At 49.5% G+C, this 22,290-nt stretch carries 14 protein-coding genes and 2 pseudogenes; 12 read left to right on the top strand and 4 right to left on the bottom strand.

The window, feature by feature from the left end; translation table 11 throughout:
• Positions 1-181 precede the first annotated feature (181 nt).
• Positions 182-4,015 (top strand): DUF3683 domain-containing protein, encoded by a 3,834-nt coding sequence (locus tag BBP27_RS03420; RefSeq protein ID WP_188211707.1) that lies wholly within the window; start codon positions 182-184, stop codon positions 4,013-4,015.
• Positions 4,016-4,202: 187 nt separating this feature from the next.
• Here BBP27_RS03420 and BBP27_RS03415 read toward each other — a convergent pair whose 3' ends face one another.
• The 3 genes from BBP27_RS03415 to BBP27_RS03405 are packed head-to-tail and all read right to left on the bottom strand — an operon-like array spanning position 4,203 to position 7,131.
• Positions 4,203-5,657, bottom strand: a complete 1,455-nt coding sequence (locus BBP27_RS03415; RefSeq protein WP_003746828.1) for a LutB/LldF family L-lactate oxidation iron-sulfur protein — start codon at positions 5,655-5,657, stop codon at positions 4,203-4,205.
• Positions 5,654-6,355 carry a LutC/YkgG family protein gene (locus BBP27_RS03410; protein ID WP_049323226.1) on the bottom strand — a complete coding sequence of 234 codons (702 nt, stop codon included), beginning with the start codon at positions 6,353-6,355 and terminating at the stop codon, positions 5,654-5,656. The genes BBP27_RS03415 and BBP27_RS03410 overlap by 4 nt, the downstream gene beginning before the upstream one ends.
• Positions 6,352-7,131 (bottom strand): (Fe-S)-binding protein, encoded by a 780-nt coding sequence (locus BBP27_RS03405; RefSeq protein WP_188211706.1) that lies wholly within the window; start codon positions 7,129-7,131, stop codon positions 6,352-6,354. The genes BBP27_RS03410 and BBP27_RS03405 overlap by 4 nt, the downstream gene beginning before the upstream one ends.
• 665 nt (positions 7,132-7,796) lie before the next feature.
• Between BBP27_RS03405 and BBP27_RS03400 the strand changes: the two genes are divergently transcribed.
• The 11 genes and pseudogenes from BBP27_RS03400 (at position 7,797) to clpP (ending at position 20,092) form a co-directional block, all read left to right on the top strand.
• The gene (locus tag BBP27_RS03400) at positions 7,797-9,707 is read left to right on the top strand and encodes an alpha-amylase family protein (RefSeq protein ID WP_188211705.1); all 1,911 of its coding nucleotides are present in this window, start codon (positions 7,797-7,799) and stop codon (positions 9,705-9,707) included.
• A 155-nt stretch (positions 9,708-9,862) separates the two neighbouring features.
• Positions 9,863-10,687, top strand: a complete 825-nt coding sequence (locus tag BBP27_RS03395) for an amino acid ABC transporter substrate-binding protein (protein WP_188211704.1) — start codon at positions 9,863-9,865, stop codon at positions 10,685-10,687.
• Positions 10,677-11,393, top strand: a complete 717-nt coding sequence (locus BBP27_RS03390) for an amino acid ABC transporter permease (protein WP_049336124.1) — start codon at positions 10,677-10,679, stop codon at positions 11,391-11,393. The genes BBP27_RS03395 and BBP27_RS03390 overlap by 11 nt, the downstream gene beginning before the upstream one ends.
• A gap of 9 nt (positions 11,394-11,402) precedes the next feature.
• Positions 11,403-12,164: an amino acid ABC transporter ATP-binding protein gene (locus BBP27_RS03385; protein WP_188211703.1), complete on the top strand. Its 762-nt coding sequence runs from the start codon at positions 11,403-11,405 to the stop codon at positions 12,162-12,164.
• 177 nt (positions 12,165-12,341) lie between these two features.
• Positions 12,342-14,261: an ATP-binding cassette domain-containing protein gene (locus tag BBP27_RS03380; protein WP_188211702.1), complete on the top strand. Its 1,920-nt coding sequence runs from the start codon at positions 12,342-12,344 to the stop codon at positions 14,259-14,261.
• Positions 14,262-14,308: 47 nt separating this feature from the next.
• A complete protein-coding gene (locus tag BBP27_RS03375) occupies positions 14,309-14,662 on the top strand; it encodes a nucleolar protein (RefSeq protein ID WP_188211701.1) in 354 nt (117 codons plus the stop codon).
• A 36-nt stretch (positions 14,663-14,698) separates the two neighbouring features.
• On the top strand, positions 14,699-15,250 hold the full coding sequence (locus tag BBP27_RS03370) for a hypothetical protein (protein ID WP_107810470.1): 552 nt from the start codon (positions 14,699-14,701) through the stop codon (positions 15,248-15,250).
• Positions 15,251-15,438: 188 nt separating this feature from the next.
• Positions 15,439-16,141: pseudogene (locus tag BBP27_RS10635) on the top strand (DNA translocase FtsK 4TM domain-containing protein); the annotation flags it as partial.
• 101 nt (positions 16,142-16,242) lie between these two features.
• Positions 16,243-17,883: pseudogene (locus tag BBP27_RS03365) on the top strand (DNA translocase FtsK); the annotation flags it as partial.
• 187 nt (positions 17,884-18,070) lie between these two features.
• A complete protein-coding gene (gene tig / locus BBP27_RS03360) occupies positions 18,071-19,381 on the top strand; it encodes a trigger factor (RefSeq protein WP_188211699.1) in 1,311 nt (436 codons plus the stop codon).
• A 90-nt stretch (positions 19,382-19,471) separates the two neighbouring features.
• On the top strand, positions 19,472-20,092 hold the full coding sequence (gene clpP, locus BBP27_RS03355) for an ATP-dependent Clp endopeptidase proteolytic subunit ClpP (RefSeq protein ID WP_049349799.1): 621 nt from the start codon (positions 19,472-19,474) through the stop codon (positions 20,090-20,092).
• Between the two features lie 62 nt (positions 20,093-20,154).
• Here clpP and BBP27_RS03350 read toward each other — a convergent pair whose 3' ends face one another.
• Entirely contained in the window at positions 20,155-22,140 is a 1,986-nt protein-coding gene (locus BBP27_RS03350) for a site-specific recombinase (RefSeq protein ID WP_188211698.1), read from the bottom strand.
• Positions 22,141-22,290: the final 150 nt, after the last annotated feature.

Below are 22,290 nucleotides of genomic sequence, written 5' to 3'. Positions count from 1 at the left end.
TGACAAAATTGTAAACAATATGTTTCAATTAGAAATCATTCGCATTGAAATGTTTATCGTCTTTTGCATTGAAAAATATCGAAAATTACACTACATTAACACATCACGCCATCAAGAAGAAATCGTATTTTTCAGACGGCCTTTAATATAAAAATATTATACCTATCAACGGAACTCAACCATGACCACGACTACCGCCCCGCAGCGTATTCGGGAAATTCCCTATAACTATACTTCCTACACCGACCGCGAAATCATCATCCGACTTTTAGGCGACGAAGCCTGGCAAATCCTGCAAGACCTGCGAGGCCAACGTAAAACAGGACGTTCGGCGCGGATGTTGTTTGAAGTATTGGGCGATATTTGGGTGGTCGTGCGCAATCCGTATCTGGTCGATGATTTGCTGGAGCATCCGAAACGCCGTGCCGCACTGGTACGTGAAATGCGCCACCGTTTGAACGAAATCCGCAAACGCCGCGACGACAATCCGCAAGTCGATGTATTGGTTGCAGCGGCGGAAAAGGCGGTCGAGCGTTTTGATAGTAGTTTTGATGAAACCAGCAAAAAACGTCATAAGATTTTGGAGCGTTTGAGCAAAATCACCAAGCCGCACAATATTATGTTTGACGGGCTGGCGCGGGTAACGCACGTTACCGACGCAACCGACTGGCGCGTCGAATATCCGTTTGTCGTCGTCAATCCCGACACGGAGGCGGAAGTCGCGCCTTTGGTGCGCGCCTTAATCGAGCTGGATTTGGTCATTATTCCGCGCGGCGGCGGCACGGGTTATACCGGTGGCGCCGTACCTTTGGATGCAAACAGTGCGGTCATCAATACGGAAAAGCTGGACAAACATCGCGGCGTGGAATTTGTCGAACTGGCAGGTTTAAACGGCAAACATCCGATTATCCATTGCGGCGCGGGCGTGGTAACGCGGCGGGTGGAAGAAACCGCGCATCAGGCGGGTTTGGTGTTCGCCGTCGATCCGACTTCCGCCGACGCGTCCTGCGTGGGCGGTAATGTGGCGATGAACGCAGGCGGCAAAAAAGCCGTACTGTGGGGGACGGCGTTGGACAACCTCGCCTACTGGCAGATGGTCAACCCGCAGGGCGAATGGCTGCGCATCGAGCGCGTGCGCCACAATTTCGGCAAAATCCACGACGAAGAAACCGCCGTGTTCGACGTGCACACGCTGGATTCAGACGGCCTCAATATCGTTAAGACCGAACGCTTGGAAATCCCCGGTCACAAATTCCGCAAAGTCGGTTTGGGCAAAGACGTTACCGACAAATTCTTGAGCGGCCTGCCCGGCGTGCAGAAAGAAGGTACGGACGGCATCATCACCAGCGTCGCCTTCGTGTTGCATAAAATGCCGAAATACACGCGCACCGTGTGTATGGAGTTTTTCGGCACGGTCGCCACTGCTACGCCGTCCATCGTCGAAATCCGCGACTTCCTGCTCGCTCACGACAGCGTGCGGCTGGCGGGTTTGGAACATTTGGACTGGCGTTATGTCCGCGCCGTCGGTTACGCCACCAAAGCGGCGGGCAAAGGACGACCGAAAATGGTTTTGCTGGCGGACGTGGTTTCAGACGACGAAGCCGCCGTGCAGGCAGCCGCCGAACACATCTGCGAACTTGCCCGCGCCCGCGACGGCGAAGGCTTTATCGCCGTGTCGCCCGAAGCGCGCAAAACCTTCTGGCTCGACCGCAGCCGTACCGCCGCCATCGCCAAACACACCAACGCCTTTAAAATCAACGAAGACGTGGTGATTCCGCTGGAGAGGCTGGGCGAGTATTCGGACGGTATCGAACGCATCAACATCGAGCTTTCCATCCAAAACAAACTCAAACTCTGTGCTGAATTAGAGCAATATCTGTCAGGCAAACTCCCCATCGACAAAATGGGCACGGACCTGCCGACCGCCGAACTTTTGGGCGAACGCGGCAAACACGCCCTTGCCCACGTTTCCGCCGTTAAAGCGCGTTGGGACTGGTTGCTCGCCAATCTCGATACGCCGCTTGCCGACTACAAAGCCCGCTACGGCGCAGCCGTCCATGCCGCGCCCGAAGCCAAAGACGACGAGAGCTGTTTCACCGCATTCCGCGACTTCCGCCTGCGCGTGTCCGTCAAAGACGACGTAATGAAGCCGCTCGCCGAAATCTTCAGCGGCAAAACGGATACCAAAATTATTGAAGGTTTGGGCAAAATCCACGCCAAAACCGTGCGCGGCAGAGTGTTCGTCGCGCTGCATATGCACGCCGGCGACGGCAATGTCCACACCAACATCCCCGTCAATTCAGACGACGCCCAAATGCTTCAGACGGCCTACCGTTCGGTCGAACGCATCATGAAACTCGCCCGTTCGCTCGGCGGCGTGATTTCGGGCGAACACGGCATCGGCATCACCAAGCTCGAATTTCTGACCGATGAAGACTTGCAGCCGTTTTGGAACTACAAAAACCAAGTCGATCCCAAACACACCTTCAACCGCCACAAACTGATGAAAGGCTCGGACTTACGCAACGCCTACACGCCGTCCTTCGAGCTTTTGGGCGCGGAATCGCTGATTATGGAAAAATCAGACCTCGGCACCATCGCCGATTCCATCAAAGACTGTCTACGCTGCGGCAAATGCAAACCCGTCTGCTCCACCCACGTTCCGCGCGCCAACCTGCTGTACAGCCCGCGCAACAAAATCCTCGGCGTGGGGCTGTTGACCGAAGCTTTCCTGTACGAAGAACAAACCCGCCGCGGTGTTTCCATCAAACACTTCGAAGAACTCATGGACATCGGCGACCACTGTACCGTGTGCCACCGTTGCGTCAAGCCCTGCCCCGTCAACATCGACTTTGGCGACGTAACCGTAGCCATCCGCAACTACCTTGCCGACTCCGGCCACAAACGCTTCGCACCCGCCGCATCAATGGGCATGGCGTTCCTGAACGCCACCGGCCCTAAAACCATCAAAGCCCTGCGCGCCGCCATGATACAGACCGGCTTCCCCGCGCAGAACTTTGCCTACAAAATCGGCAAACTGCTGCCCGTCGGCACCAAAAAACAAAAAGCCGAACCCAAAGCCACCGTCGGCACCGCTCCGGTCAAAGAACAAATCATCCACTTCATCAACCGTCCCTTGCCCAAAAGCGTGCCCGCCAAAACACCGCGCTCCATGCTCGGCATCGAAGACGACAAAAGCATCCCCATCATCCGCAACCCCGCCGCGCCCGAAGATGCCGAAGCCGTGTTCTACTTCCCCGGCTGCGGCTCCGAACGCCTGTTCAGCCAAATCGGACTTGCCGTTCAAGCCATGCTCTGGCACGTCGGCGTACAAACCGTCCTGCCGCCCGGCTATATGTGTTGCGGCTATCCGCAGGACGCAGGCGGCAACAAGGCAAAAGCCGAGCAGATGAGCACCAACAACCGCGTCGCCTTCCACCGCATGGCGAACACCCTCAACTACCTCGACATCAAAACCGTCGTCGTCAGTTGTGGCACCTGCTACGACCAGCTCGAAAAATACCGCTTCGAAGAAATCTTCCCCGGCTGCCGCATCATCGACATCCACGAATATCTGCTTGAAAAAGGAGTGCAACTGAACGGCGTGAAAGGTCAGCAATACCTCTACCACGACCCCTGCCACACGCCCATCAAAACCATGAACGCCACCCAAATGGCAAGCAGCCTCATGGGGCAGAAAGTCGTCCTAAGCGACCGCTGCTGCGGCGAATCCGGCATGTTTGCCGTCAAACGACCCGACATCGCCACTCAGGTCAAGTTCCGCAAACAAGAGGAAATTGAGAAAAACCTCAAAGAGCTGCCGCAAGGCGAACCCGTCAAAATGCTCACCTCCTGCCCAGCCTGCCTGCAAGGCCTGAGCCGCTACGCCGACGACAACAATATGCCTGCAGACTACATAGTCATTGAAATGGCAAAACACATCCTCGGCGAAAACTGGCTGGATGAGTTTGTGAAAAAAGCCAATAACGGAGGTGTAGAAAAAGTATTGCTCTAAGGACTTAGACAAAAACTTTTGGATGTAATAAAGGCCGTCTGAAAATCTTTCAGACGGCCTTTTTATTCAAAAGAATCAAAATACAATAATCAAATCAAATGCCTTTACAAATAGCGATGCTACACCAGCAGTATTTAATAAAAAATAAAACCTGAAGCTTTTATCCCCCAGGTTTTATTTTCAAGCCTTATGCTTTTTCTTGCTGACGTTTTCTTTCTGCCATCATCTCATGCAATGTTTGCTTGGCAGGTTTCATCGGAACATGGTTATTGGTCCAGCTTAACTGCTTACTTGGCGTCAATGCACGGAATTTGGTAGCAGCCCAGCCGAATGCTCGATAAGCCTTACTGCCGCTGAAAATGCCGTTAAAGGTTCGCCATGCCATTTGCTCGCCGAAGGTATGCGATGCACCTTGACCGCGGATAGGATGAGGAACGGCTTCTGTTGGCGAACGTTGTGCTTCAACGCGCAGACGTTGCATTTGTTCGGTAATCGGAATGCGTACCGGGCAAACTTCGACACACGCGCCGCACATGGTACACGCGGTCGGCAGATCGCGTGTCGCATCCAAGCCCAACAAATGCGGAGAGATAATCTCGCCAATCGGGCCGGGATAAGTCGTGCCGTAAGCCGCGCCACCGATACGGGTGTAAACCGGACAGTGGTTCATACACGCGCCACAACGGATACATTGCAAGGTACGGCGCATTTGATCTTCTGCATAGGCTTGGCTACGGCCATTGTCGAGCAGAACCAAATGCATTTCCTGCGGACCGTCCAGTTCTTCGCTACGGCGAGGTCCGGTAATCATATTGAAATAAGTGGTAATGTTCTGACCGATAGCTGAACGTGGCAACAGGCTGTACAAAGGCGGCACATCCGACAGTTTCGCAACCACTTTTTCAATACCGGTAATGGCGATGTGCACAGGCGGTACAGTGGTACTCAAGCGGCCGTTGCCTTCATTTTCCACCAGACACAAAGTGCCTGTTTCAGCAACGGCGAAGTTTACGCCGCTCAAACCGACATCAGCAGTGCTGTAAATATCACGCAAGGCTTTACGCGCAAATCCGGTCAGTTGGTCCACGTCGTCTGTTAATGGAGTACCGAGATTTTGATGGAAAAGCTCGCTTACCTGCTCTTTAGTCTTGTGAATGGCAGGCATCACGATATGGGTTGGTTTCTCGCCGGCCATTTGTACGATAAACTCGCCCAAGTCGCTCTCAACCGCTTTGATGCCCCGGTCTTGCAGATAATGGTTCAGCTCAATCTCTTCGCTGACCATAGATTTGCCTTTTACCATCAGCTTGCCATTTTTATCGGTAATGATGTTGTGAATGATTTGGCAGGCTTCAGCAGGTGTTTCCGCCCAGTGGACTTTAACACCCAGCTTGGTCAGGTTTGCTTCTAATTGTTCCAATAATGCAGGCAATTTGGACAAAGAACGCTGACGGACATGCTCACACAGGTCACGCAGGCTTTGCAGCTCTTCTTCATCTGTCAAAACGGCTTTGCGCTTGGTCATCAGCATATCCATCGCCGTACGCAAGCTTTTACGCAAAGGCTTGTCTTGCAAAGAAATCGCAGCGTTTTGCTTGAACGTTTCCGGCTTCATATGGAATTTAATGGTTTGGGAACTCATGCTTTTTCCTCCAAATCGGCAGGGGAAATATGATCAGGCAGAACGGCCAAAACCACCAAATCACGCGGGCCGTGTGCACCATAGGCCAAAGTCAATTGAATATCGGCAGTCTTAGACGGGCCGGAAATCAAAATAACGTTGGTAGGCATACCTTTTTCTACCAGTTTTTCGCCTTCAACAGCATTATGGAATTCGTTGTACATTTTACTGGTGTCAAACAGGCAGAAATGCACAGGCGGAACCAAACTCAAACTGCGTGGCTCCAGAGGACTAGACTCCAGCATAATCGTACCGGTACGGGCAATACCGCATTTAGAGCCGCTAAATCCGGCCTCAATATCAGCAAAGAATTCGTTTTTCCAATCGTCGATTTTTCGCTCAAAACCGCGCGGTTCGATATCAGTATCGGCCAAAGCTGCACGAGCCAGCTGGCCGTGTTCTGTTTCCAATGGCAACAGAATGTTTTTCAAGCCTTTGCCTTCGGCTGCTTGGCGGAATACTTGTGGCCAATTGGTTTTGGTAACCCAATAGATTTCCGTTTTGACGGCACGCATGGCAGCCGCCCAATGTTTCAAGCGTTCGACATCGTTTGCCCAAGATACGCCCATTTCACGGTAATAATCGAAAACCGGCGGCTCTTCCATCGGTAAGGCATCGGCTTTTTTCAATTTCGCCAAAATATTTTCGCGCGCGCTCATGCTTTACCTCCGGTGCGTTCCAACAGAAAGGATGCAATGTGTTTCGGACGTGGCATATTCGGTTCGTCTTTAGCGATTTTGCCGCCGATATTCATCATGCAGCCGCAGTCTGCACTAATGATTTCAGTTGCGCCGGTTTCTTTTAGGGCTGCAACTTTGTCGGTTACCATCGCGCCGGAAATATCGGCTTGTTTAACAGAGAATGTACCGCCAAAACCGCAGCACTCGCTTTCATGGTCATGAACGATACGCTCGACATTTTCCATGCCGTCAATCAGCTGCCAGCCTGACAAATGGACATTCATTTCACGACGCGCCGCGCAAGAAGTATGAACGGCCACTTTAACCGGCTCGCCTTTATCTTCAGGTTTGTAGCCGATGGCTAGCAGGAAGTGGGTAAATTCAATGATACGGTTGGCGCAATCAATGGCTTTTTGTTCGTACTCGGTGCCTTTGAACAAAGTCGGCCAGTGGTGTTTCATCATGCCGCCGCAAGAACCGGACGGTACGACAATCGGCCAATTTTCCGGGAATAAATCCAATTGGGCTTTGGCCACATCAAAAGCTTCTTTCGGATGGCCGGACGAATAGGCAGGTTGGCCGCAGCAACTTTGCTCCATTGGATAATGGACGCAGATACCTTGTTGTTCGATTAAGGTAATGGCATCCATACCCGCTTCCGGCATGAAGATGTCGAGAACGCAAGTACCGAAGAAATAAACATCGGTCGGCTTGCTGTCGTATGCAGTGATTTGTGGTGGTTTGATTGCGCTCATTTTTTTGGAACAGGATAACCCGTTTTCTTGTGTAAAAATTAAGATGGGTACTTTAAGTAATTGCTTGTAATGGGTCAAGTCTAATTTTAAAAAATAATATTAAACAAGCATGACAAATCAGACAGAGGGCTTTCCCTTATTAACTTGATAATCTACATAATAACCACTATCAATAAGATAGATCATGGATTCATTCAATAATAAACAAGCATTTTTTTGAGTTTCTTCTTTGCAATAAGATACTCTGCCAACCATACAATCTTGATTTACATCAGAAGTCATGAAAATAATCGATATTTTCCAAATTTCGAAAAAACAGATAACCCTCTATGCCGTGCTTATGTTTCAGACGGCCATATGAGAACAAAGGATATCTAAGGCAATAAAAATAAAAGTTTTTCTTAAAAGCTCAGGCCGTCTGAAACATGACTTCGGCTAAAGGCCATATTCTTTTTATTCAACCTTACTTTCAATCAAAATCAAACACTTGAAAAATCCTGTTCAATAACCTTGAAAACCCTAGGCACACTCAAGCACTTCCAGTATCATTGAGACAGTTTCTTGACGCAAAATTACAGTCTTGTCCGCCCACAATCGGCATGGATTTGCAAAAGAAGTGAAACCAAGCTTCAAAACAATTTCACCTTAACTTCGGAGTAGGCATTATGTTGACCCAGACTCAACAGGTTGATTTGACCTTGCATCACCTTAAAGAACGCACCCTATCGATATACACTCCCGAACAGCGTGCAAGCATCGAGGCATCTGAAGACTGGAAACAGTTTGACAGACGGCTTGAAGAACACTTTCCCAAACTGATGCACGAGCTGGACAACGTTTACAATAACAACGAAGCCGTCCTCCCCATGCTGGAGCAACTGATTGCCCAAGCATGGCAAAGCTATTCCCAACGCAATGCATCTTTAAAAGATATCGATATCGCGCGCAAAAACGATCCTGACTGGATTTTATCCAACAAACAGGTCGGCGGCGTGTGCTACGTCGATTTGTTCGCAGGCGATCTGCAAGGCTTGAAAGCCAAAATTCCTTATTTCCAAGAATTGGGTCTGACCTATCTGCACCTGATGCCCCTGTTTAAATGCCCTGAAGGCAAAAGCGACGGCGGCTATGCAGTCAGCAGCTACCGCGATGTCAATCCGGCACTGGGCACAATAGACGACTTACGCGATGTCATTGCCGCACTGCACGAAGCAGGCATTTCCGCCGTTGTCGATTTCATCTTCAACCACACTTCCAACGAACACGAATGGGCAAAACGCTGCACCGCCGGCGACCCGCTCTATGACAATTTCTACTACATTTTCCCTGACCGTTGGATGCCCGACCAATACGACCGCACCCTGCGTGAAATCTTCCCCGACCAACATCCAGGCGGCTTCTCACAACTGGAAGACGGCCGCTGGGTATGGACAACGTTCAATTCCTTCCAATGGGACTTGAATTACAGCAATCCTTGGGTATTCCGCGCTATGGCAGGCGAAATGATGTTCCTTGCCAACTTGGGCGTTGATATTCTGCGCATGGACGCCGTTGCCTTTATTTGGAAGCAAATGGGCACAAGCTGCGAAAACCTGCCACAGGCACACGCTCTGATTCGTGCATTTAACTCCGTCATGCGTATTGCCGCCCCGGCCGTGTTCTTCAAATCCGAAGCCATCGTTCACCCTGACCAAGTTGTCCAATACATCAGCCAAGACGAATGCCAAATCGGTTACAACCCGCTGCAAATGGCATTGTTGTGGAACACGCTTGCCACGCGCGAAGTCAACCTGCTCCATCAGGCATTGACCTACCGCCACAACCTGCCCGACCACACTGCATGGGTCAACTACGTCCGCAGCCATGACGACATCGGCTGGACATTTGCCGATGAGGACGCATGGCAGTTCGGCATCCACGGCTACGACCACCGACAATTCCTCAACCGCTTCTTCGTCAACCATTTTAACGGCAGCTTCGCGCGCGGCGTCCCCTTCCAATACAACCCCAACACTGGCGACTGCCGTGTCAGCGGTACAGCCGCAGCATTGGTTGGTTTAGCTCAAAATGACCCGTACGCCGTTGACCGCATCAAACTTTTGTACAGCATTGCTTTGAGTACCGGCGGCCTGCCGCTGATTTATCTGGGTGACGAAGTCGGTACGCTCAATGATGACGACTGGTCGCAAGACAGCAATAAGAGCGACGACAGCCGCTGGGCACACCGTCCTCGTTATAATGAAGAGTTGTACAATCAACGCCATGACAGCTCGACCACTGCCGGTCAAATCTTCCAAGGTTTGCGTCATATGATTGCCATCCGCCAAAGCAATCCGCGCTTTGACGGCGGCAAGTTGGTTACCTTCAATACCAACAACAAACACATCATCGGCTATATGCGCAACAACGCACTATTGGCATTCGGCAACTTCAGCGAACATCCGCAAACCATCAGTGCGCATACGCTGCAAGCCATGCCGTTTAAAGCACACGATTTGATCAGCGGTCAAACCGTTTCCCTGAATCAGGATTTGGTACTGCAACCCTATCAAGTCATGTGGCTTGAAATTGCATAAGCCGAAATTTTGATACACCACTCAAGGCCGTCTGAACAAATCAGCGTTCAGACGGCCTTTTAAGAAACTAAGATGTATTTTGTATTTTGGGCAGTTTCGCTTAGAATGCATGCTTTAATACCAGATGACACACTAAAAATCAGGAGTAAAAATCCATGTTGAAAAAATTCGTACTTGGCACCATCGCTGCAGTAGTTTTGGCTGCTTGCGGCGGCGAAAGCAGCAACTCAGCTTCTTCTGCACCGGCCCAATCCGGCGCGGCCTCCGGCTCACTGATTGAGCGTATCAACAACAAAGGTACCATCACTGTCGGCACAGAGGGCACTTACGCACCCTTCACCTACCATGATAAAGACGGCAAATTGACTGGCTACGATGTCGAAGTTACCCGCGCCGTTGCCGACAAACTGGGCGTAAAAGTCGAATTTAAAGAAACACAATGGGACTCTATGATGGCAGGTTTGAAAGCCGGCCGTTTCGACGTGGTTGCCAACCAAGTCGGCCTGACCAGCCCTGAACGTCAAGCAACTTTTGACAAATCCGAGCCTTACAGCTGGAGCGGTGCCGTTTTGGTTGCGCGCAAAGACAGCAACATCAAATCCATCGATGACATCAAAGGTGTGAAAACCGCACAATCCCTGACCAGCAACTATGGTGAAAAAGCCAAAGCTGCAGGCGCAGAACTCGTACCGGTAGACGGCTTGGCGCAATCCCTGACCTTGATTGAACAAAAACGTGCCGATGCAACCCTGAACGACGAATTGGCGGTATTGGACTATCTGAAGAAAAACCCAAATGCCGGCGTAAAAATCGTTTGGTCTGCACCGGCTGACGAAAAAGTCGGCTCAGGCCTGATTGTCAATAAAGGCAACGATGAAGCATTGGCTAAATTCAGCACAGCCATGACTGAGCTGAAAGCTGACGGCACGCTGAAAAAACTGGGCGAACAATTCTTCGGAAAAGACATCAGTGTTAAATAATTTCCTTGCCTCTCTGCCGTTTATGACGGAAACACGCGCTGATATGCTCATCAGCGCGTTTTGGCCCATGGTCAAAGCCGGCTTCGCAGTGTCTTTGCCTTTGGCGATCGCTTCTTTCGTTATCGGCATGATTATTGCCGTAGCCGTTGCTTTGGTGCGGATCATGCCCTCCGGAGGCATTTTCCAAAAATGCTTGCTGAAGCTGGTGGAATTTTATATTTCCGTCATTCGCGGTACGCCGCTTTTGGTGCAGTTGGTCATCGTATTCTACGGTTTACCTTCCGTCGGCATCTATATCGACCCAATTCCTGCCGCTATCATAGGCTTTTCGCTCAATGTCGGCGCATACGCTTCCGAAACCATACGCGCGGCAATTTTGTCCGTACCTAAAGGCCAATGGGAAGCAGGTTTCTCCATCGGTATGACCTATATGCAGACGTTCCGCCGCATTGTCGCACCGCAGGCATTCCGCGTTGCCGTACCGCCTTTGAGCAACGAGTTTATCGGCTTGTTCAAAAATACCTCGCTTGCCGCCGTAGTAACGGTAACCGAGCTTTTCCGTGTTGCCCAAGAGACAGCAAACCGTACTTATGACTTTTTGCCCGTTTATATCGAAGCCGCATTGGTTTATTGGTGCTTCTGCAAAGTGCTGTTTTTGATTCAGGCGCGCTTGGAAAAACGCTTTGACCGCTATGTCGCCAAATAAGGAGTTGTCATGATTAAAATCCGCAATATCCATAAAACCTTTGGCGAAAATACCATTTTGCGCGGCATCGATTTGGATGTCGGCAAAGGACAAGTGGTCGTTATCCTAGGCCCTTCCGGCTCGGGCAAAACCACGTTTTTACGCTGTTTAAACGCTTTGGAAATGCCCGAACAAGGTCGAATCGAATTTGACAATGCGCAGCCGTTAAGCATCGATTTTTCCAAAAAACCAAGCAAACACGATATTTTGGCACTGCGCCGCAAGTCCGGAATGGTGTTCCAACAATACAACCTCTTTCCACACAAAACTGCGTTGGAAAACGTCATGGAAGGGCCGGTTGCCGTACAAGGCAAACCTGTCACCCAAGCGCGTGAAGAAGCTGTCAAATTGCTTGAAAAAGTCGGTTTGGGCGACAAGATCGACCTCTACCCCTACCAGCTTTCCGGCGGTCAACAGCAGCGCGTCGGCATTGCCCGAGCATTGGCGATTCAGCCTGAACTGATGCTGTTTGACGAACCGACTTCCGCGCTCGACCCCGAATTGGTGCAAGATGTTTTGGATACCATGAAGGAGTTGGCACAAGAAGGCTGGACCATGGTTGTCGTTACGCATGAAATCAAATTTGCCTTGGAAGTGGCAACCACCGTCGTCGTGATGGATGGCGGCGTTATTGTCGAGCAAGGCAGCCCGCAAGATTTGTTTAACCATCCCAAACATGAGCGGACACAAAAATTCCTGCGCCAAATCCGTGCGGACAATGCCGACCTTTAAATTTAATTGAAACGACAGACAATTTGAAAGTATTTCCGACTGTCATTTCATAAAGGCCGTCTGAATAAGTGAATATAGAAATCGTTGATTTCGTTTTCATACTTGTTCAGACGGCCTTTTATATGTCTTTTCAGGTAAAATAACGCCTTTCGTTTTACTTATCCCCTACCCGCCATCATGATAGAAATCAAAAAACTCACCCTGCAACGCGGTTTGAAAGTCCTGCTCGACAAAGCCGATGCCGTAATTAACCCCGGCCAACGCGTTGGTTTAATCGGTAAAAACGGTACGGGAAAATCCAGCCTGTTTGCGCTGATAAAAGGTGAAATCACTCAAGATGGCGGCGAAATCCTGATTCCCAAAACATGGCGTCTGGCTTCCGTCTCTCAAGAAACGCCCGATTTAGATATTTCCGCTTTAGACTACGTTTTGCAAGGCGATGCCGAATTGCAGGCTTTTCAGACGGCCTTGGCCCAAGCAGAAGCGCAAAACGACGGCATGAAGCAAGCCGAATATCACGCCAAACTTGAAGAAATCGATGCCTATACCGCTCCGGCACGCGCCGCCAAACTGCTTAACGGCTTGGGTTTTGCACAAGAAGAGCATACCCATCCCGTCAAATCCTTCTCCGGCGGCTGGCGTATGCGCCTCAACCTTGCCCAAGCGCTGATTTGCCGTGCCGATTTGCTGCTTTTGGACGAACCGACCAACCACTTGGATTTAGAAACCGTGTTGTGGCTGGAAAACCATCTCGCTTCCCTGCCCTGTACGCAAATCATCATTTCCCATGACCGCGACTTCTTGAATGCCACCACAACGCATACCATCGAGCTGTCGCAACAAAAACTGACCCAATACGGTGGTAATTACGATTTCTATCAAGCCGAACGCGCCCAGCGTCTGGCGCAACAACAAGCCGCCTACGTCAAACAGCAGGCGCAAATCAAACATCTGCAATCCTTTATCGACCGTTTCAAAGCCAAAGCCACAAAGGCCGTACAAGCCCAAAGCCGCATGAAGGCATTAGCCAAACTCGAGCGCATCGCCCCTGCGCATTTGGATAGCGAGTTTTCCTTTGAGTTTGCCAATCCGACTCACCTGCCCAACCCATTATTGAAACTCGACCATGCCGACTTGGGCTATGGCGACAAAACCGTTTTGCACGATATCACCTTGTCTCTGGAAAGTGGCGCACGTTACGGCCTGCTGGGTGTTAACGGCAGCGGCAAATCCACATTTATCAAAGCCTTGGCAGGAAAAATCGATTTACTTTCCGGCAGCATCGTCCGCTCCGAAAAGCTCAATATCGGCTATTTTGCCCAGCACCAACTGGATACCTTGCGCGCAGACCAAAGTTCGGTTTGGCATATCCAACAGCTTTCGCCCGAAGTCCGTGAACAGGAAATCCGTAACTTTTTAGGCGGTTTCAACTTTATTGGCGATATGGCGGTTCAAAAGACCGAGCCCTTTTCCGGCGGCGAAAAAGCGCGGCTCGCCCTTGCCATGATTATCTGGCAAAAACCTAATCTGCTGCTGCTTGACGAACCGACCAACCATTTGGACTTGGATATGCGCCACGCCCTGACACTTGCCCTGCAAAGTTTCCAAGGCGCATTGATTGTCGTATCGCACGACCGCAGCCTGCTTGAAGCGACTACCGACAGCTTCCTATTGATTGACAAAGGCCGTCTGAACAACTTTGACGGCGATTTGAACGACTACCGTCAATGGCGGTTGGCACAAGAAAACGCCGCAACGGCTCCTGCCGCTTCTGCACAAAGCCAAAGCCGCAAGGACACCAAGCGTATCGAGGCACAAATCCGTCAGGAAAAAGCCAAACGCAGCAAACCGATTCAGCAGAAAATCGACAAAGCCGAAAGAGAAATCGCACGATTAACTGATATTCAGACGGTCTATGAAGCATTTTTGGCACAAGAATCTGCTTATTCAGAAGAAAATAAACCCAAATTGCAAGAGACACTCGCACAATTAACAGAAACTAAAGTAAAATTAACGCAACTGGAAGAAAACTGGCTGCAATGGCAGGAAGAGCTTGAGCAAATCCAAGTTGATGTCGAAGCCGAGTTTTCCCAATAAAAATAGAGCCATCAGGCCGTCTGAAATAAAACACAATACGGAAAAACATGACTTCAATTATCAAACAAGCCGGATACTTCCTCGTATCCTCTTTCGTCTTGGGCATTTCTCTTCACGCAGCCGCCGCAGTTTATTCCTGCGGCAACGGCAGCTATACCTCCGAACCCAACTCCTCTTGCGCACAGGCCCAATTGCCTAAAATCAGCGGCCATCAAGGCAGCGGTTATCATCTTAACATCCGCAGCCTCAATGCCTCTGATGAACGCGTCAATGCAAAACCCAAGAAAAATAAGCGCACGGAAAAATCCGATAAACAAGAGAAAAAAGCCGACAAACCGAGCAAAAACAAAAACAGTGCAAAAGCCAAAAAACAGCAGCCCATGCCGTCTGAACAAGAATAAAATGCTCAAATGCAACGAATCAGCCCTACCTGAATCATGAAAAAATATCTGCTTACCCTATCCTTGCTGCCGCTTGCCGTTTTCAACAACCAAGCCCATGCTGCAAAAATCTACACCTGTGAAGTCAACGGCTCGATTGTCTATACCTCACGCCCAAGCGGCAACTGCCAAGCCGTCAACGATTTGCCGATTGTCGGCAAATACAGCAGCAGCCGATACGATGCCCCGATCAGCGATGCGCCTACACTCAACGCGCCGACATCACAAACGGCTCCGGCAAAAAGCAAAAACACAGCGGCAAAATCCAACCACAAAGCAACACCCAAACCTGCTCCTGTCCGCACCGCTTCTGAAGCGGCTCCTCCTCCGGTTCCCAAATCCTCCGGCGTCAACAGCCGCCGCTCTATTTTGGAAACCGAGTTATCGAATGAACGCGCGGCTTTGGCCGATGCCAAAAAGCAACTGAGCCAAGCGCGGACAGCCAAAGGCGGCAGCGTCAATCAACAGGCCATCAGTACGCTGCAAGGTGCGGTTTTGGATAGGGAGAAAAACATTCAAGCCCTCCAACGCGAACTGGGCAGAATGTAAGTTCAAATCAATCAAAACATCAGGCCGTCTGAACAGGTGGAAACGAAATCCAAAATTTTCGTCACACCATACAGACGGCCTGAATCCCATAATGATTACGCCCGTTTCAATTTCTCGCGTCTGGTAAATACGGTATAATTTGCCCTTTACGCACATTACCTCCGGTCTTTTCAGACGGCCTTTATCTCATGACTGCAAAATCTTCTAAAACCCAAACAAAAAAACGTGCTTCCACCAAACCGGCTGCCAAACCAACCACACGCAAATCCGCTAAAACACAAACTCAAGCCGACAATAAAGTCTCCCAGCGCCTGAAAGCCGCCAAAGAGCTGCAAAAAAACGAAGAAAAAAAAGCGCGCCCCGAACATGTCGTCAACTTGATTAATGATGCTTTATGGCTGTTTGGTTTGGTTATCACCATTTATCTGGCCATTTCCCTGGCCAGTTTCAGCATGGACGACCCTGCATGGTCGCGCAGCGTTCCCAAAAGCCATGATGTTGCCAACCTCGGCGGCCTTTTTGGTTCCTATCTTTCCGATGTCGGGTATTATTTGTTCGGCCTGTCATTTTGGTGGTGGATTGTCGCCTCTTGCGTTTTCCTCTACAAAAACTTCCGCCCCATGAAAAAGCAGGAAAACCATAAGCCCTACAATCACGGCGTAGCCGCTTTGGCATTATTCCTCCTGCTGGTGTGCAGCCCGATTATCGAACATTTCCTGTTTGACAACGCATTGAGCGAATCCCTTCCCGTTGGTGCCGGCGGCTTGGTCGGCTTACTTGCGGGTTCAGGCTTGGCTTGGCTGTTGGGCAAATCAGGCAGCCTGTTGATTATGCTGGTGATGTTGCTGTTGTCCATTTCCCTGTTGGCTCAGGTGTCATGGTTGGAAGTCATGGCCAAATCCGGCAGCCATGTGGGCGGCCTGTTTGACAGCTTGATGAAAAAATTGTCGCAATATCAAAATAAAAAAGAAGATGTCAGCGCCGAAGCTTTGGAAACCCAAAATACGCGCCGCATGGTTAAAGAAGCCAAAACCATTACCGCTACTCCGGTGGCTCCGTTGGCAGGCAGCAGCAGCAACCGTAAAACCGTTGCTGTGTCCGTTGCACCGCCTCCTAAAATCCAAACTTCCCTGTTTGACGATACCGAGCCTAAAAACAACGGCGAATACCACAAACCCAATATGAACCTGTTGCGTATGCCGTCTGAAGAACCGGTTGCCGTCAATCCGGATGAATTACAACAGACTGCAGAATTGATTGAAACTAAACTGGCTGAATTCGGCATCGGTGTACAGGTTGTTTCCGCCACTTCCGGCCCTGTGATTACCCGCTACGAAATCGAACCGGCACAAGGTGTCAAAGGCAGCCAAATTGTCGCGTTATCCAAAGATTTGGCGCGCTCGATGTCCCTGCAAGCCGTACGCATTGTTGAGACCATTGCCGGTAAAAACACCATGGGGATTGAATTGCCCAATGAGAAACGCCAAGACGTGATGTTGAGCGAGATCCTCTCTTCGCCCGTATTTACCGACGCCAAGTCCAAACTGACCGTTGCCTTGGGTAAAGATATTGCAGGCACTCCCGTTGTCGGCGACTTGGCAAAAATGCCGCATCTTTTGGTCGCAGGTATGACCGGATCGGGTAAATCTGTCGGCGTAAACGGCATGATTATGTCCATGCTCTTCAAAGCCACGCCCGACGAAGTCCGATTCATCATGATTGACCCGAAAATGCTGGAATTGAGCATTTACGACGGCATTCCGCACCTGCTCTGCCCGGTTGTAACCGATATGCGCGAGGCAGGACAAGCGTTAAACTGGTGTGTTGCCGAAATGGAAAAACGCTATCGCCTGCTCTCACACGCCGGCGTGCGCAATCTAGACGGCTTCAACCAAAAAATTGAGCAGGCCAAAGCAGCAGGCAAGCCATTACTCAATCCGTTCAGCCTGAATCCCGATGATCCCGAACCTCTGGAAAAACTGCCGTTGATTGTGGTCGTCATCGACGAGTTGGCAGACTTGATGATGACCGAACGCAAATCCGTCGAGCAGCAAATCGCACGCCTTGCCCAAAAAGCGCGTGCGGCAGGCATCCACATGATTGTCGCCACCCAACGCCCAAGCGTTGATGTGGTTACCGGTTTGATTAAAGCCAACATCCCGACACGCATGGCCTTTACCGTACAAAGCAAAATCGACAGCCGCACCATTCTTGACCAAATGGGTGCAGACGAATTACTCAAATACGGCGACTCATTGTTCCTGCAACCGGGCAGCGCAGAACCGACACGCCTACAAGGTGCGTTTGTTTCCGATGATGAAGTGCATCAAGTCGTCAATTTCATTAAAGAACAAGCGCCGACCAATTATGTGGAAGGCTTGCTCAGCGGTGAAGCGGCCATCGAAACCACCAATATTGTCAATCCGAACGCCAATAGCGATGAACTGTTTGACCAAGCCGTTGCCTTCGTATTGGAAAGCAGGAAGACTTCCATCTCCTCCCTACAACGCCAATTGCGCATCGGCTACAACCGCGCCGCCAATTTGGTAGATGCGCTTGAAAATGCCGGCGTACTTTCTCCGGCAGATGTCAACGGCAGCCGACGGATTCTGGCGCAAAAAGACCAGCTTTAAAAACAATGTCAAAGCAAAAAGGCCGTCTGAAAAGAATTTCCCACTTTTCAGACGGCCTTTTTATGTTATTCGTGAAACATTGTGTTATACTAAGCAGCTAAATTTTGACCTTATGCATATTCCCGGAATCCTTCGGGGGATTAAGCAGAAGGATAACCGTTTAACACAACAAATTTAAGGGCTTACGATGAGCGTAACTGTTGAAACTTTAGAAAATCTGGAACGCAAAGTAGTATTGTCTCTGCCTTGGTCCAAAATCAACGCAGAAACTGAGAAAAAACTGAAACAAACCCAACGCCGCGCAAAAATTGACGGCTTCCGTCCGGGTAAAGCACCGTTCAAAATGATTGCCCAAATGTACGGCGCAAGCGCACAAAACGACGTTATCAACGAATTGGTACAACGCGAATTCTACGATGTTGCCGTTGCTCAAGAATTGAAAGTTGCCGGTTACCCACGCTTTGAAGCCGTTGAAGAACAAGACGATCAAGAGTCTTTCAAAGTTGCCGCTATTTTTGAAGTCTTCCCCGAAGTAACCATCGGCGACCTGTCTGCCCAAGAAGTAGAAAAAGTAACTGCAACCGTTGGCGATGCCGAAGTTGACCAAACCGTAGAAATCCTGCGCAAACAACGCACCCGTTTCAACCATGTTGACCGCGAAGCCCAAAACGGCGACCGCGTCATCATCGACTTCGAAGGCAAAATCGACGGCGAACCTTTCGCCGGCGGCTCGTCTAAAAACTACGCTTTCGTATTGGGTGCAGGTCAAATGTTGCCTGAATTCGAAGCCGGTGTTGTCGGCATGAAAGCCGGCGAAAGCAAAGACGTTACCGTAAACTTCCCTGAAGATTACCACGGTAAAGATGTTGCTGGTAAATCTGCCGTATTCACCATCACCCTGAACAACGTTTCTGAAGCTACTTTGCCTGAAGTTGACGCTGACTTTGCCAAAGCTCTGGGCATTGAAGACGGCGACGTTGCCAAAATGCGTGAAGAAGTGAAGAAAAACGTCGGCCGCGAAGTTGAGCGCCGCATCGGTGAACAAACCAAAGAATCCGTTATGAACGCCCTGCTCAAAGCGACTGACTTGCAAGTTCCTGTTGCTTTGGTCAACGAAGAAGCGGCCCGCCTGGCAAACGAAATGAAACAAAACTTCGTTAACCAAGGTATGGCTGACGCTGCCAACTTGGATCTGCCTTTGGATATGTTCAAAGAACAAGCAGAACGCCGCGTTGCTTTGGGTCTGATTTTGGCTAAATTGGTTGAAGAAAATAAACTTGAGCCAACTGAAGACCAAATCAAAGCCATTGTTGCCAACTTCGCAGAAAGCTACGAAGATCCTCAAGAAGTTATCGACTGGTACTATGCAGAGCCTTCCCGCCTGCAAGGCCCGACTTCTTTGGCCGTAGAAAGCAACGTTGTTGATTTCGTTCTGAGCAAAGCCAAAGTTACTGAAAAAGCGCTTTCTTTTGACGAAGTAATGGGCGCACAAGCTTAATTGCTCTAAGGCCGTCTGAAACAGACAATCAAAAGCACCGAAGCGCTTTAAATGGCTTTGGTGCTTTTCCATCATTAACAGGAGACAAAAATGTCCTTCGATTTCAATAACTACCTTGTCCCTACCGTTATCGAACAAAGCGGTCGCGGCGAGCGCGCATTCGACATCTACTCACGCCTTTTGAAAGAGCGCATCGTTTTCTTGGTCGGCCCGGTAACAGACGAATCTGCCAATCTGGTTGTCGCGCAACTGCTGTTTTTGGAAAGTGAAAATCCAGATAAAGACATCTTCTTCTATATCAACTCACCGGGTGGTTCGGTTACTGCCGGGATGTCGATTTATGACACCATGAACTTCATCAAGCCTCATGTTTCTACCTTATGCTTGGGCCAAGCGGCAAGCATGGGCGCATTCTTGTTGTCTGCCGGTGAAAAAGGCAAACGCTTTGCCCTGCCAAACAGCCGCATCATGATTCACCAACCGCTCATCAGCGGCGGCTTGGCCGGTCAGGCTTCCGATATTGAAATTCACGCTAAAGAGCTGCTGAAAATCAAAGAGAAACTGAACCGCTTGCTTGCCAAACATTGTGATCGTGATTTAGCCGACTTGGAACGCGATACCGACCGCGACAATTATATGTCTGCCGATGAAGCCAAAGAATACGGTTTGATTGACCAAGTTTTGGAAAACCGCGAATCTCTACAAGCCTAATCTTTATCGGTTTAAATCAAAGGCCGTCTGAACGTATATATTCAGACGGCCTTTCTTCAATCCTACTTCGTATTGTCTTTATTATTCACTTGAACCGGATACAGCAAAATCAAAGGGTTGGCTTTTACTTGGTTCCAAAAGCTTTTCAGCAGATTGCGTATACTGCCCAAACGCGTACCGCGGGAACGGAGCGCAACAGCCAAAGCCAAAGAAAAGCTGACCACTAAATTTACCATACCGATTGCCAATACGCTTGCCAAGCCGAGTATAAACGTGAATACATCTGCATGGCCGCTGATCGCGGCATAACCTAAGTTTGCCGAAGAAAACGCCACATGTCGAATATCCAGCGGCAAGCCGAAAAGATGGCCAAAATAGCCGGTCATGCCTAAAAGCATACCGAAAATAAAATTACCCATAAGCGAACCATAATGCTTATGAATATAAGCGGCCAACCGACGGCGCGGCTCCGGAGGCATGATTTTTCGTAACAACGGATTAAACGGCAGGCGCTGACGCAGGTTCAGATAATCGGAACGGTTATCAAAGAAACCGGCAATAATACCCGAACAAAACAACCATACGCCGGCAATAGCAGCGTACCATAAGGTCGGTTGGGTAAAAATCTCAATGGATTTGAACTGATAGGCCGTAACTGCCTCATTCAGCAAGGGCTGACCATGCGTATGGGCATAGCCCAAAGCAATCCCTGCCGCCAACAATACCGCAATCGATACATTGCCAAACACGGCGACACTTTGCGAACGGCACACGTCAATCAGCAGTTTAGCCAATTTATTATCCACTGCTTTGCTGCCTTCATTCGAATCCACCTGTTCGGCAAAGCTTGCCGCCGTCATGGCAGGCTGCTTGGTTGCAACAGTGCAATGCAGCATATGAATCAGCATAAAGCCCAAACCATAATTCAGCCCGGCTAAGAATGCAGTAGTAAATTCGCCGAACCCCAAAGATGCAATATGGATTTTATTCAATGCCATCAAAGCAATAATTACGCCGCCGCCTGCTGCGGAATAAAACATTTTGAAATATTCGCTACGGTTGCGCGTAATGTAATGCTCGCCATGATGACTTTTGTTTTCCGTAATACTGCGTGCCAGCATTCGGATACTGCTTTTACGCAAGTGGCTGGTGCTGTATTGCTCCACCGCCGCATAAATCATCGCATTCATCAGATTGACAGTTAAGCGGGTGCGGCTGGTTTCGATTTGAATATTGGTCAATAATTTCAGGCGGTCTATGGTTTGTTGCAGGCGTTCGAGCAAATGGGCAACTTTTACTGACGAACCAGACCCTGCTCCGGTGCCACGACGGCGCAAATAGTCAATTTGCTTTTCACACTGGTCAAACATAACCTCCAAGTGCGCCGTGTCATAAGTTTCTTCACTATGGCGATAGTGTTCAACCATCTTCGCAACTTCGCGCTGTAAAGCGACAAATGCAGAATCCGCTTCCAACAAACGGGGGGCAATCCGTATTAAATCCGGCTCAATCGCTTCGGAAGCAATCCAGATGGACAACATTTCTACCGCACGCAAACGTGCATCTGTCAATTGTCGGCTGGCCGTCTGAAGCAAAGCGGGATCCGCCTTAGCCAACAACAATTCATACATACCCAGCCATTGTCGCAAACTCAGTGTTTGCAACCATTTATCATCGTTTTCAGAATGAAAAAGATACAAAAATACTTCGCGTAAGTTGGAAAAATCTTTATAAGACGGACTGAACCGCTCATAAATCCGTATGCCCATTTCTCGGGTAAAACTATGGCGCGAGAAAATACCCAGTTTAATCAGCGCAGGATAAATGTGAACTTTAGACAGCCAAGTATAAAAGCGCATGCTGAATTGACGGCATAAAGCATCGTCTTGTTTTAACGTAGATAAAATCAAATCAAAACGTTCGGAGGCCTTCTTTTTGCCTCCCCGGCGCAAAAATTTGATTAAGGCATTGAGGATAAGAACAAAGTCGGTATCGTTTAAGCGTTCCGACAAAATAATGTGAAGATTTTGATTAGTCAGTTTTTGCATTGTAGTATTATTACATTAAATTAGGTATTTAGCAAGAACCTTGGTAAACAAGTCGGATTATAGCGCATTCTTTATCAAACTAAGGCATAGGAATTTGATCAATTTCCCTAAAATTCAAAGAATAATCAAATTACATAACAATTATATAAT

The organism is Neisseria sp. RH3002v2g, from assembly GCF_014596425.2.
Lineage (GTDB): Bacteria > Pseudomonadota > Gammaproteobacteria > Burkholderiales > Neisseriaceae > Neisseria.
Note: the sequence above shows the minus strand (reverse complement) of the source record. Positions and strands in the feature narration are given on the sequence as shown.